Below are 12,398 nucleotides of genomic sequence, written 5' to 3'. Positions count from 1 at the left end.
GGGTGGCCGGAATCCGGCACTCGGCGGGATCTCCGTCCGCCTGGGCGAGGGCGGCGGCCCGCGCGCGTCGCCGGGCCAGCGGGGTGGCCAGCGCGGTCAGCGCGACGAACGCGGCGATGGTGAGCAGCACGATCGTCGCGCCGGGCGGCACGTCCTGGTAGTACGACGTGACGGTGCCGCCGATGGTCACGGTCACGCCGATGGCGACGGCGATCGCGAAGGTCGCGGCGAAGCTGCGGCTGAGCTGCTGGGCGGCGGCCACCGGGACCACCATCAGCGCGGACACCAGCAGCAGGCCGACGACGCGCATCGCGACGGTCACCGTGACCGCGGCGGTGACGGCGGTCAGCAGGTTCAGCGCGCGCACCGGCAGGCCGGTGACCCGGGCGAACTCCTCGTCCTGGCTGACCGCGAACAGCTGGCGGCGCAGGCCCAGGGTGACCAGGACCACGAAGGCGGCCAGCACGCAGATCGCGGTGACGTCGGACTCGCTCACCGTCGACAGCGAGCCGAAGAGGTACGAGGTGAGGTTGGCGTTGGACCCGCCCGGCGCGAGGTTGATGAACATCACGCCGCCGGCCATGCCGCCGTAGAAGAGCATGGCGAGGGCGATGTCGCCGCGGGTCTTGCCGTACCAGCGGATCAGCTCCATCAGGACCGCGCCGAGCACGGAGACCAGGGTCGCCATCCACACCGGGGACCAGGAGAGCAGGAAGCCGAGGCCGACGCCGGTCATCGCGACGTGGCCGATGCCGTCGCCCATCAGGGCCTGGCGGCGCTGGACCAGGTAGATGCCGATGGCGGGGGCGGTGATGCCGACCAGGACGGCCGCGAGCAGCGCCCGCTGCATGAAGGCGTAGTTCAGGATTTCCATCAGCTCAGCAGTCCCGTGCGGATCGGTTCGGCGCCCGCGGGTGCGTGCGGGTGCACGTGGTCGTGGCCGGGCAGCGCGTGCTGGCCGACCGCGCGGGGCGGCGGGCCGTCGTGCACGACGCAGCCGTCGCGCAGGACGACGGCCCGGTCGATCAGGGGCTCCAGGGGGCCCAGCTCGTGCAGGACGAGGAGGACCGTGGTGCCGGCCGCGACCTGCTCGCGCAGCGTGGCGGCCAGCACCTCCTGGCTGGCCAGGTCGACGCCCGCCATCGGCTCGTCCATGATCACCAGCTCGGGTTCGGAGGCGAGCGCGCGGGCGATCAGCACGCGCTGGTGCTGGCCGCCGGACAGGGCGTTCACCGAGTCCTTGGCCCGGTCGGCCATGCCGACCAGGTCGAGGGCGCGGCGCACGGCCTCGTGGTCGGCCTTGCGCAGGACGCCGAAGCGGGCGCGGGAGAGCCGGCCGGAGGAGACGACCTCGGTCACCGTGGCGGGCACGCCGCCCGCGGCCGTGGTGCGCTGCGGGACGTAGCCCACGCGCGCCCAGTCGCGGAACCGGCGCCGCGGGGTGCCGAACAGCTCGATCTCCCCGGCGCCGGCCGTGACCTGGCCGATGATCGTGCGCACGGCCGTGGACTTGCCCGAGCCGTTGGCGCCGAGCAGGGCCACGACCTCGCCGCGGCGCACGGTGAGGTCGATGCCGCGCAGGACGGGGCGTGAGCCCAGCTCGGCGCGGACGCCGCGCAGGGATATGACGGACTCGTCACTCACGATGTCCTCCGTAACGATCGGGAATGCTCACTTGGCGCCGAGGGCGGCCTCGAGTGCCTTGAGGTTGGACTCCATGACCGCGACGTAGTCCTCGCCCTTGGACTTCTCGGTGATGCCCTCCAGCGGATCGAGGACGTCCGTCTTCAGGCCCGCGTCCTTGGCGAGGGTCTTCGCGGTCTTGTCGGACACCAGTGTCTCGTAGAAGACGGTGGTGACCCCGTCGGCCTTGGCCTCCTGCTGGAGCTGCTTGATCCGGGCGGGGCTGGGCTCGCTCTCCGGGTCGAGGCCGTTGATGGCCTCCTGGGTGAGTCCGTAGCGCTCGGCGAGGTAGCCGAAGGCGGCGTGGTTGGTGAAGAAGACCTTGGTGTCGGTGCTCTTCAGGCCGTCCTTGTACGCGGTGTCCAGGCCGGTCAGCTTCTTGCCCAGCGCCTCGGCGTTCTTCCGGTAGTCGGCGGCGTGGTCCGGGTCGGCCTTCTCGAAGGCCTTCGCGACACCGCCGGCGACCTCGGCGTACTTCACCGGGTCCAGCCAGATGTGCGGGTCGAGGCCGGACTCCTCCTCGGAGTGCTCCTCCTCGGCGTGCTCCTCGCCCCCGTGGTCGTGCTCGACGCTGCCGTGGTCCTCCAGCTTCGTCAGCGTCGTGGCGTCGATCTTCGTCTTCACGCCGGACTGCGCGACGGCCTTGTCCACGGCGGGCTGGAGGGACTTCAGGTAGAGCACCGCGTCCGCCTCGCCCAGCTCGGCGGTCTGCTTGGTGCTCAGCTCCAGGTCGTGCGGCTCCTGGCCGGGCTCGGTGAGGGTGGTGACGTTCACATGGTCACCGCCGATCTGCTCGGCGAGGTACTGCATCGGATAGAAGGACGCGACGACGTCGAACTTGTCCGTGTTGCCCGCCGCCGCGCTGTCGCCCGAGCAGGCGGAGAGGGTGCCGAGGCCGAGCGCGGTGGCCGCGGTGACTGCTATGCCGGATATGCGGCGTCGTCGTACGTTCATGACACTCATTTTCAACGATTCTGGAAACCGTTGTCAACAAGGCATCGAACGGCCCCCGATTTGGCCGGGGGGCGTCCCGCGCCGGTAACCTGAGGCAATTCTCTGGAAGCATCTCGCTTCGTCGCCCGTCGTCGTAATGAAGAGAGCACCGTGGCCGCCGACAAGATCGACACCATCGTCAGCCTGAGCAAGCGCCGTGGCTTCGTATTCCCGTGCAGTGAGATCTACGGCGGTCAGCGCGCCGCCTGGGACTACGGTCCGCTGGGTGTCGAGCTCAAGGAGAACCTCAAGCGCCAGTGGTGGCGCTACATGGTCACCTCGCGCGAGGACGTCGTCGGTCTCGACTCGTCCGTGATCCTGGCCCCCGAGGTCTGGGTCGCCTCCGGTCACGTCGCCACCTTCACGGACCCGCTGACCGAGTGCACCTCCTGTCACAAGCGGTTCCGCGCGGACCACCTGGAGGAGGCGTACGAGGAGAAGAAGGGCCACGCCCCCGAGAACGGCCTCGCCGACCTCAACTGCCCCAACTGCGGCAACAAGGGCACCTTCACCGAGCCCAAGCAGTTCTCCGGCCTGCTCTCCACCCACCTCGGCCCGACCCAGGACAGCGGCTCCGTCGCCTACCTGCGGCCCGAGACCGCCCAGGGCATCTTCACCAACTTCGGCCAGGTGCAGACCACTTCGCGCCGCAAGCCGCCGTTCGGCATCGCCCAGATGGGCAAGTCCTTCCGCAACGAGATCACGCCCGGCAACTTCATCTTCCGGACCCGCGAGTTCGAGCAGATGGAGATGGAGTTCTTCGTCAAGCCGGGCGAGGACGAGAAGTGGCAGGAGTACTGGATGGAGCAGCGCTGGAACTGGTACACCGGCCTGGGCCTGCGTGAAGAGAACATGCGGTGGTACGAGCACCCGAAGGAGAAGCTCTCCCACTACTCCAAGCGCACCGCCGACATCGAGTACCGGTTCTCCTTCGGCGGCAGCGAGTGGGGCGAGCTGGAGGGTGTCGCCAACCGCACCGACTACGACCTCGGCGCGCACTCCAAGGCCTCCGGCCAGGACCTCTCCTACTTCGACCAGGAGGCCGGCAAGCGCTGGACGCCGTACGTCATCGAGCCGGCGGCCGGTGTCGGGCGCGCGATGCTCGCGTTCCTGCTGGACGCGTACATCGAGGACGAGGCGCCGAACGCCAAGGGCAAGCTGGAGAAGCGGACCGTGCTGCGGCTCGACCCGCGCCTCGCGCCGGTGAAGGTCGCGGTGCTGCCGCTGTCCCGCAACCCGGAGCTGTCGCCGAAGGCGAAGGGGCTCGCGCAGGCGCTCCGGCAGAACTGGAACATCGAGTTCGACGACGCGGGCGCGATCGGGCGGCGTTACCGGCGTCAGGACGAGATCGGGACGCCGTTCTGTGTGACCGTCGACTTCGACACGCTGGACGACAACGCGGTGACCGTGCGGGAGCGGGACACGATGAAGCAGGAACGCGTGTCGCTGGACCAGATCGAGGGGTACCTCGCCTCGCGGCTGGTTGGGTGCTGATCGTTCGTTTGCGTTGAGGTACCAGGGGGCTCCGCCCCCTGGACCCCCGGGCCTACGCCCACCCACCACCCGACTCGGTCGGGTGAGGGGTGGGCGTTTGGCGTCTCAGGGGGCTTGTTTTGAGGGTCAGCGGCCTTGCAGCGACTTCACGTTGTCGGCGAAGGTCCAGTTCTTCGCGCCGTCCCAGTTGAGGGACCAGGTCATCAGGCCCTTCAGGGCGCCGTTGTAGTGGGTCCAGGCCTGGGAGACCTGGGACGGGGTCATGTGGCCGCCGCCCGCGCCCGGTTGGGCGGGCAGGCCCGGGACCTGCTTGTCGTACGGGACGCGGATCGTGGTGCCCTGGACGACCAGGCCCTTGTCCAGGCAGTCGGTCTGGGCGGTGAAGCCCTGCACCGTGCCGGCCGCGTACGAGTCGCCGGAGCAGCCGTACATGCTGCCGTTGTAGTACTGCATGTTCAGCCACCACAGGCGGCCGTTGTCCGCGTACTTCTTGATGACGGGGAGATACGCGCCCCAGATCGAGCCGTAGGTGACGCTGCCGCCGGTGACGTACGCCGTCTCCGGGGCCATCGTGAGGCCGAAGCCGGACGGCATGCGGGCGAGGACGCCGTCGATGATGCGGATCAGGTTGGCCTGGGACGCGGACAGTTGGCCGATGCTGCCGCTGCCGGTCAGGCCGGTCTCGATGTCGATGTCGATGCCGTCGAAGTTGTACCGCTTCAGGATCGGCACGATCGTGTCGACGAAACGGTCCGCCACGGCGGTCGAGTTGAGGTCGATGCCGGCCGTCGCGCCGCCGATGGAGAGCAGGATCGTCTGCCCCGACGCCTTGGCCGCGCACATCTCCGCGGGCGTCGCCACCTTCACGCCCGTGTCCATGCCGTCCTCCCACAGGGCCGTCCCGTCGGAGCGGATGACCGGGAAGGCCGCGTTGAGCACGTTGTAACCGTGGGCGGCGATGCGGGAGTCGGTGATCGGGGTCCAGCCGAAGGGTGGGTGGACGCCGTTGGCGGCGCCGTCCCAGTTCTCCCAGTAGCCCTGGAGGACCTTGCCGGCGGGCTTCGGCTTCACCGCGCAGGTGTCGGCGGCGGGGGCCGGCGCGGGGGCGGCCGACGCGGTGACCGCGGCGAGCGGGGCGAGGGCGGTGGCCGCGAGCGCGGCGGCGAACAGGCGGAGTCTGCGGGGGGTCATGCGGCTTGCCTCCTGACGTGGGGGTGAGGTGGCGCAGGCATGACAATCTCTTGGTCCAGACCATTCGTCAAGGGTCGGGTGCGGCGGTGCAAGAGTCGGGTGTGGCGGTGCGATGGGTGACAATTCAATGAATGACAGATATTGAAATCTGTCAGCTGTCATGTGAGGGTGGGTGTCATGACGATGAACACGCGCCCCCTCGGAACCACCGGCCCCCAGGTCTCCGCCCTCGGCCTCGGCTGCATGGGCATGTCCGCGCTCTACGGCGAGGCGGACCGGGCCGAGTCGATCGCCACGATCCACGCCGCCCTCGAAGCGGGCGTCACCCTGCTCGACACCGGCGACTTCTACGCCATGGGCCACAACGAGATGCTGATCGGCGAGGCCCTGCGCGCCGCGCCCACCGCCCGGCGCGAACAGGCCCTGCTCAGTGTCAAGTTCGGCGCCCTGCGCGATCCCGACGGCGGCTGGTCGGGCTACGACGGCCGCCCCGCCGCCGTGAAGAACTTCGCCGTCTACTCCCTCCAGCGGCTCGGCGTCGACCACATCGACGTCTACCGCATCGCCCGCCTCGATCCGGACGTGCCGATCGAGGAGACGGTCGGCGCCATCGCCGAACTCGTCGAGAAGGGCCACGTCCGCCACATCGGCCTCAGCGAGGTCGGCGCGCAGACCATCCGCCGCGCCGCCGCCACCGCGCCGATCGCCGACCTCCAGATCGAGTACTCCCTCGTCTCCCGCGGCATCGAGGACGAGATCCTGCCCACCACCCGTGAACTGGGCATCGCCGTCACGGCGTACGGGGTGCTCTCACGCGGGCTGATCTCCGGCCACTTCACCCGCGACCGGCAGCTCGCCGCGACGGACTTCCGCGCCCACTCGCCCCGCTTCCAGGGCGACAACCTGCGGCACAACCTGGGCCTCGTCGACGCCCTGCGCAAGACCGCCGAGCAGAAGGGCGTCACCGTCGCCCAGCTCGCCATCGCCTGGGTGCTCTCCCGGGGCGAGGACATCGTGCCGCTGATCGGCGCCCGCACCCGGGAACGGCTCGCGGAGTCGCTGGGGGCGCTGGACGTCACGCTGGACGCCGCCGACCTCGCCGCGATCGAGGAGGCCGTGCCCGCGGACGCCGCCGCCGGTGAGCGCTACACACCGGCCGCTCTCGCCCACCTCGACAGCGAACGCTGACCGTGCCCGAGGGTACGGTCTAGGCCATGGCACCGACCTCCGAGACCCTGACCGCCGAGCGCATCCTCGAAGCCACCGAGGAGGTGCTGCGCCGCCACGGCCCGGCCAAGGCCACCGTGGTCGACGTGGCCCGCGCGCTCGGCGTCAGCCACGGCAGCGTCTACCGGCACTTCCGGACGAAGGCCGCGCTGCGCGAGGCGGTGACCAAGCGGTGGCTGGACCGCACCTCCGAGGCGCTGGCCGGGATCGCCGCCGAGGACCGGGACGCGGAGGGACGGCTGCGCGACTGGGTGCGGACGCTGTCCCGGGCCAAGCGCCGCAAGGCCGGCGACGACCCGGAGCTGTTCGCCACCTACCGGGTGCTGGCCAAGGAGAACGGTGCCGTGGTCAGCCGCCACGTCACCGACCTGATCGACCAGCTGACCCACATCGTCCGCTCGGGGCTGGACGCGGGGACCTTCACCGCTCGCGACGCCCCGGCCGCCGCCCGCGCCGTCTTCCACGCCACCTGCCGCTTCCACAAGCCCGCCCATGCCGGGGAGTGGGACCGGCCGGAGATCGAGGACGAGCTGGAAGCCGTCCTGGACCTCCTCATAGGCGGCCTGCGCGGCTGAGCGTCAGACGCCGGCCGCGCAGCGCCAGAAGGCGCGCATCAGCGGGGTCGGCTCCGGGTCCGTCATGGCCACCTGGGTGAGCAGGACCGCCGTCGTCCCGGTGGCGGGGACCAGGTGGGCCGTGGTGCCGCTGCCGCCGACCCAGCCGTAGCGGCCCGGCACGTTCCACGGCTCGGCCCGGTCCAGGTCGACCTGGCCGCCGTAGCCCCAGCCCTGGCCGCGCAGGAAGAGCCGGGCCGCCTCGCGCTGCGCGGGCGTCAGGTGGTCGGTGGTCATGCGGCGCACCGAGGCGGGGGAGAGGACCCGCCGGCCGTGCGCCGTGCCGTCCGCGAGCAGCATGCGCGCGAACGCCAGCCAGTCGTCCACCGTCGAGACCAGCCCGCCCGCCCCGGACGGGAACGGGGGCACGGAACTCCACTGCCCGTCGGGGGCGTCCGCCAGGGCGAGCGTGCCCGACCCGGTGGGCGTGTACTGGCTCGTGAACCGGCCCCGCCCGGCGGGCGGCACCTCGAACGCCGTGTCCGTCATGCCTGCCGGCTCCAGCAGGCGCTCCGCCAGGGCCTGAGGCAACGGCCGTCCGGTGACCCGGGCGATCAGGACGCCCTGGAGGTCGGAGCAGGTGTTGTACAGCCACGCCGCCCCCGGCTGGTGCAGCAGCGGCACGCGGGCCAGGCCCGCCAGCCACTCGTCCGGCGCCGGCGCCCGCCGCGGCTCCAGACCGCCCTGGTGCGCCGCGGACAGCGCCCGTACGCCCGGCAGCGAGAAGTCCGACGGGAAGCCCCAGCCCGCCCGGGAAGAGAGCAGGTCCTCCACCGTGATCGGGCGCTCCGCCGGGACCACGTCGTCCAGGGCGGCCGACGGCGTGCGCAGCACCCTCGGCTTCGCCAGCTCGGGCAGCCAGGTCTCCACCGGGTCGTCCAGGCCCAGCAGTCCGTCGTCCACCAGGGTCATCACCGTCGCCGCGACGACCGGCTTGGTCAGCGAGGCCATGCGGAAGAGGCTGTCCCTCGCCATGGGGGCGGTGCCCTCGGTGTCCACGTGGCCGACGGCCACCACGTCCACGTCGTCACCGCGGGCCACCAGGGCCACGGCGCCCGGCACCGTCCCCTCGTCCACGGCTCGCCGAAGGATGGTGCGCAGGGCGTTCGGGTCACTCATGGGCGGGCCTCCGGTGCGGTGGTGTCTCGGGTGGTGTTCCGACTCCGCCCGGCCCCGGAACTCATCGGCCGCCCGGCGCCTCAGCCGATCGTGCGCGGTAGGCGCAGGCTCAGCAAGCCCGTCAGCACCACCGCACCCAGCTGCACCAGCAGTGTCGTCACCAGGGCGTCGCGCATGCCCAGGCCCGGTGCCAGGGACAGGAACAGCGTGCCCAGGGCGGCCACCCCGAGCGCCAGGGACGACTGCTGCGTGGTCATCATGACGCCGCTGCCGACCCCCGCGCGGGCGGGCGGCACCTCCGACAGGACGACCCGGAAGACCACCGGGAGTTGGAGCGCCTGCCCCGCCCCGGCCAGCGCCGCGCCCGGCAGCAGCTCGACCAGGCCGAGGTCCGGCCAGGAACGCCACGCGGCCAGCGCCATCAGGGCCAGGCCCACGCCCTGGAGCACGGCACCCGCCGGCACCACCCGGGTGCCGTACCGGGCCACCAGCCGGGGACCGGCGAGGGAGGCGAAGAAGAACACCACCGCCAGCGGCGCCAGAGCCGTCCCCGCCGCCACCGGGCCGAGGCCCGCACCCTGCTGGAGGGCCACCGCGATGACGAACATGAACCCGCTGAAGCCGACCGAGAACGGCACGATCAGCAGCAGCCCGCGCCGCAGCGAGACCAGCGCGAACAGGCTCGGCGGCACCAGCGGCGTACGGCCCACGCGGTCCGCCCGGCGCTCCACCGCGTAGAACGCCGCCGCCACGAACGGGAACGCCGCAAGCGACAGCCACGTCCACAGCGGCCAGCCCGCCGCCCGGCCCTCGGTGAGCGGGACCAGCAGGGTGAGGAGGGACGCGGCCAGCAGCACCGTGCCGGGGCCGTCCACCGGCTCCGGGCTGGCCGAGCGGGTCTCCGGGACCGCGCGGACGGCCAGTAGCAGGCCCGCCAGCACCACCGGGACGTTCACCAGGAAGACGGAACGCCAGCCGGTGCCCGCGATGTCGGCGGCCACCAGCACGCCGCCCAGGATCTGCCCGGCCACCATCGCCAGGCCGGCCGTGGCCCCGTAGAGGCTCATGGCCTTCGCGCGCCGGGGGCCCGAGGTGGTCGCCTGGATGGTGGCCAGCACCTGCGGCAGCATCGCCGCGGCGGACGCGCCCTGCGCCACGCGGGCCGCGACCAGCGTCCAGGCGTCCGGCGCCAGGCCGCACGCCAGCGAGGTCAGGCCGAAGGCGGCCATGCCGCCGAGGAACAGCCGCCGCCGGCCGAACAGGTCGCCGAGCCGGCCGCCGAGGACCAGCAGGACGGCGTACGCCACCCCGTAGCCGGCGACGACGAGTTCGAGGACGGACTCGCCCGCGGAGAGGTCGGTGCCGATGGTGGGCAGGGCGACGTTGACGATGAAGAAGTCGACGAGGGGGAGTGCCGCGGCCAGCAGCACCGTGAACAGTCCGGCGCCGCTGAGCGCGGGCGGCGACGAGGGTGCCGGACGGACGGGACGTGAAGTGAGGGTTTCGGTCACGTCATCGAGACTGCGGCGGGCCGTTGACCGGTACCAGAGTCTCCTTGTCCTGGTAGAAGAAGTACCTGGCAACAGGATCCGGGGCGCGGCACCCTGGAGGCATGACGACGACGGCCCAGGAAAGCATGGCGGCGGCGGGCACGCCGAGGTCCCCCGAAACGGCCTCGCGGGTCCGGCGGCACGAGCTCGCCGCGTTCCTGCGCAGCCGCCGCGAACGCATCGCCCCCGAACAGGTCGGGCTGCCCCGTGGACGCCGGCGCCGCACGCCCGGGCTGCGCCGCGAGGAGGTCGCCCAGCTCTCGGCGGTCGGCGTGACCTGGTACACGTGGTTGGAGCAGGCTCGGGACATCCAGGTCTCCGTGCAGGTCATCGACGCCCTCGCCCGCGCGCTGCTGCTCGACCGGACCGAGCGCGCCCATCTCTTCCAGCTGGCCGGGGCCGTCGACCCGACGCCCGCGACGGACTGCCCGTCGGTGACGCCGGCGCTGCGCGCCCTGCTGGAGCAGTTCGAGCCGTATCCGGCGTGCGTGCAGAACAGCCGGTACGACATCCTCGCCCACAACCGGACGTACGGGCTGCTGCTGTGCGACCTGGACGCGGTGCCGGCCGAGGACCGCAACTGCATGATCCTGTCCTTCACCCACGAGGACTGGCGGTCGTCCATCGTCCACCTGGAGGAGACCCAGCGGCTGATGGCCGCGCGGTTCCGGGCCACGATGGCCGGTCATCTCACCGAGCCCGCCTGGAAGATGCTGCTGAAGCGGCTGCGGGCGGAGTCCGCGGAGTTCCTGGAGGCGTGGGAGCGGTACGAGGTGGTCGCCCACCGCGGCAAGCGCAAGGAGTTCCGCAACCGGTACGTGGGGCGGGTCAGCGTCGACCACACCGACCTGTGGCTGGGACCGGAGGCGGGGCCCCGCATGGTGACGTACGCGCCGGCCGACCCGGTGTCCCGGGAGCGTCTGGAGAAGCTGCACGCGATCGCCCTGGGGCGCGGAGCGACATCGCCGGGGTGAGCGCCCGAAGTGCGGGAACCCGGGGAAATGCGGAAGGTGATGTTCCCAGGGTTTCGTCAGTTCGCACAGGGCGAGGACAGTCATGGCTGAGCAGAAGTCGGCGCAGACGCTCCCGCGGCCGTTGCACGCGGCCGCGTCGGTGCTGCGGAAGGTGCCGGGCGCCGGGACGGTCGGCCGGGCGGCCGAAGGGGCGTTGGACGCGATCGGGGCGGTGTCGCCACGCGGGCGGCGACTGCTCGTCTACACCGGCGCGGGCGCGCTGGGCGTCGCCGGCCTGGTGGAGTGGCCGGTGGCGGTCACGGGAGCGGCGGTGGCGTGGCTGACGCGGCCACGGCGGTCGGAGGAGCCGGAGGCGCAGCCGGGGTCGGAGACGGCTCGGGTGACGCGCGGCACGGATGCGGGCGCCTCCGGCGGGAGCGCGGGCGCCTCCGGCGGGGGTGCGTCGGCGGGCAGTGTCGCGGCCAAGCGGAACGCGGCGACGAAGACGACGACGAGGAGCACCGCCACGGAGTCCGGCGCCGTCAGGAAGAGCGCCGCGGCGAAGAGGACCGCGAGCAGGGCGACGACGGCGAAGTCGACGCGGGGCGCGTCGGGCGCGTCGCGGACGGCGGGGAGTGGGGCGGCCGGGACGAAGGCCGCGGCGGGCAGGTCCGCCGGGGCCGCACCGGCCGGGAGCGGGGCGGCAGGGACGAAGGCGGCGACGAGTAGGTCGGCCGGGACAGCGGCGGCCGGGACGAGGGCCGCCGGGGGCAGGTCGGCTGCCGCGAAGGCCGCCGGGCCGAAGGGTGCCGCGGGTAAGGGGGCGGCGGGGAAGGCCGGTGGGGCGAAGAGTGCGGCGACCGAGGTGGCCGCGCAGAGGAGTACCGCCACCGGGACCGCCGTGCAGGAGGGCTCCGCTGCGCGCAAGGGCACCGCCGCCGGTGCCGGGGCGCGGAAGAGCACCGCGGCAGCCGCACGGAAGTCCGCGACCGCGAAGTCCACCGCCGCCAAGGCCGTCACGGCCGAGGCCACGCCGTCCGGGACCGCCGCGCAGAAGAGCGCCGCCACCCGATCGGCCGCACAGAAGGCCGTCGCCCAGAAGAGCACCGCGACCAAGGCCGCCGCGCGGAAGGCCACCGCGACGGGGCCCTCCGGGCGGAAGTCCGCCGCGACCGGCGCCGCCGCGCGTAAGGCCGCGGCCGGCAAGACCGATGCGGCGGCCAACACCCCGGCGGCAGGCGCAGCGAAGGGCACCCCGGCGACGCCCGCCGCAGGCGCCCGTGTCCGGAAGTCCGCCGCCAAGACCACTGCGGCGAAGGGCACCACGACGGGCGCCGCCGCCCGGAAGGCCGCGGCTGCCAAGACCACTGCGGCGAAGGCCACCGCGACCGGTGCCGCCGCCCGGAAGGCCGCCGCCGGCAAGACCGACGCGGCGGAGAACACCCCGGCGGCAGGCGCAGCGAAGAGCACCCCCGCCAAGCCCGCCGCAGGCGCCGGTGCCGCCGCCCGGAAGGCCGCCGCTGCCAAGACCGACGCGGCGGAGAACACCCCGGCGGCAGGCGCAGCGAAGAGCA

Annotated in this window: 11 protein-coding genes and 1 pseudogene; 5 read left to right on the top strand and 7 right to left on the bottom strand. The window is 72.6% G+C overall.

Annotated elements, in window-relative coordinates; genetic code table 11:
- From GTW67_RS26635 to GTW67_RS26625, 3 genes are all read right to left on the bottom strand, one after another.
- Positions 1 to 874: metal ABC transporter permease (locus tag GTW67_RS26635; protein WP_161167326.1), on the bottom strand; the 874-nt coding region annotated here is incomplete at its 3' end.
- A complete protein-coding gene (locus GTW67_RS26630; RefSeq protein WP_161167325.1) occupies positions 874 to 1,644 on the bottom strand; it encodes an ATP-binding cassette domain-containing protein in 771 nt (256 codons plus the stop codon). The genes GTW67_RS26635 and GTW67_RS26630, both read right to left, overlap by 1 nt.
- 27 nt (positions 1,645 to 1,671) lie before the next feature.
- Positions 1,672 to 2,637, bottom strand: a complete 966-nt coding sequence (locus GTW67_RS26625) for a zinc ABC transporter substrate-binding protein (RefSeq protein WP_161167324.1) — start codon at positions 2,635 to 2,637, stop codon at positions 1,672 to 1,674.
- A 150-nt stretch (positions 2,638 to 2,787) separates the two neighbouring features.
- Between GTW67_RS26625 and GTW67_RS26620 the strand changes: the two genes are divergently transcribed.
- The gene (locus tag GTW67_RS26620; protein WP_161167323.1) at positions 2,788 to 4,170 is read left to right on the top strand and encodes a glycine--tRNA ligase; all 1,383 of its coding nucleotides are present in this window, start codon (positions 2,788 to 2,790) and stop codon (positions 4,168 to 4,170) included.
- 126 nt (positions 4,171 to 4,296) lie between these two features.
- On the opposite strand, the gene GTW67_RS26615 is transcribed toward GTW67_RS26620, so the two are convergent.
- Entirely contained in the window at positions 4,297 to 5,361 is a 1,065-nt protein-coding gene (locus GTW67_RS26615) for a chitinase (RefSeq protein ID WP_161167322.1), read from the bottom strand.
- Positions 5,362 to 5,538: 177 nt separating this feature from the next.
- Here GTW67_RS26615 and GTW67_RS26610 point away from each other — a divergent pair, with 177 nt between their 5' ends.
- Positions 5,539 to 6,549 carry an aldo/keto reductase gene (locus GTW67_RS26610; RefSeq protein WP_161167321.1) on the top strand — a complete coding sequence of 337 codons (1,011 nt, stop codon included), beginning with the start codon at positions 5,539 to 5,541 and terminating at the stop codon, positions 6,547 to 6,549.
- A gap of 26 nt (positions 6,550 to 6,575) precedes the next feature.
- Positions 6,576 to 7,163 (top strand): TetR/AcrR family transcriptional regulator, encoded by a 588-nt coding sequence (locus GTW67_RS26605; RefSeq protein ID WP_161167320.1) that lies wholly within the window; start codon positions 6,576 to 6,578, stop codon positions 7,161 to 7,163.
- Between the two features lie 3 nt (positions 7,164 to 7,166).
- On the opposite strand, the gene GTW67_RS26600 is transcribed toward GTW67_RS26605, so the two are convergent.
- Entirely contained in the window at positions 7,167 to 8,321 is a 1,155-nt protein-coding gene (locus GTW67_RS26600) for a serine hydrolase domain-containing protein (protein ID WP_161167319.1), read from the bottom strand.
- Positions 8,322 to 8,401: 80 nt separating this feature from the next.
- Positions 8,402 to 9,832 (bottom strand): MFS transporter, encoded by a 1,431-nt coding sequence (locus tag GTW67_RS26595; protein WP_161167318.1) that lies wholly within the window; start codon positions 9,830 to 9,832, stop codon positions 8,402 to 8,404.
- Between the two features lie 101 nt (positions 9,833 to 9,933).
- On the opposite strand from GTW67_RS26595, the gene GTW67_RS26590 reads away from it, so the two are divergent.
- Entirely contained in the window at positions 9,934 to 10,845 is a 912-nt protein-coding gene (locus GTW67_RS26590) for a helix-turn-helix transcriptional regulator (protein WP_161167317.1), read from the top strand.
- A 240-nt stretch (positions 10,846 to 11,085) separates the two neighbouring features.
- Here the strand turns inward: GTW67_RS26590 and GTW67_RS26585 are convergent, their stop codons facing one another.
- Entirely contained in the window at positions 11,086 to 11,715 is a 630-nt protein-coding gene (locus tag GTW67_RS26585) for a hypothetical protein (protein WP_161167316.1), read from the bottom strand.
- A 10-nt stretch (positions 11,716 to 11,725) separates the two neighbouring features.
- On the opposite strand from GTW67_RS26585, the pseudogene GTW67_RS26580 reads away from it, so the two are divergent.
- Positions 11,726 to 12,398: pseudogene (locus tag GTW67_RS26580) on the top strand (hypothetical protein); the annotation flags it as partial.

Source organism: Streptomyces sp. SID5910, assembly GCF_009862125.1.
GTDB lineage: Bacteria > Actinomycetota > Actinomycetes > Streptomycetales > Streptomycetaceae > Streptomyces.
Note: the sequence above shows the minus strand (reverse complement) of the source record. Positions and strands in the feature narration are given on the sequence as shown.

Coding starts and splice junctions, on each gene's coding strand:
- GTW67_RS26625 (WP_161167324.1), bottom strand. CDS start 2,637: ATGAACGTACGACGACGCCGCATATCCGGCATAGCAGTCACCGCGGCC.
- GTW67_RS26615 (WP_161167322.1), bottom strand. CDS start 5,361: ATGACCCCCCGCAGACTCCGCCTGTTCGCCGCCGCGCTCGCGGCCACC.
- GTW67_RS26610 (WP_161167321.1), top strand. CDS start 5,539: ATGACGATGAACACGCGCCCCCTCGGAACCACCGGCCCCCAGGTCTCC.
- GTW67_RS26605 (WP_161167320.1), top strand. CDS start 6,576: ATGGCACCGACCTCCGAGACCCTGACCGCCGAGCGCATCCTCGAAGCC.
- GTW67_RS26600 (WP_161167319.1), bottom strand. CDS start 8,321: ATGAGTGACCCGAACGCCCTGCGCACCATCCTTCGGCGAGCCGTGGAC.
- GTW67_RS26590 (WP_161167317.1), top strand. CDS start 9,934: ATGACGACGACGGCCCAGGAAAGCATGGCGGCGGCGGGCACGCCGAGG.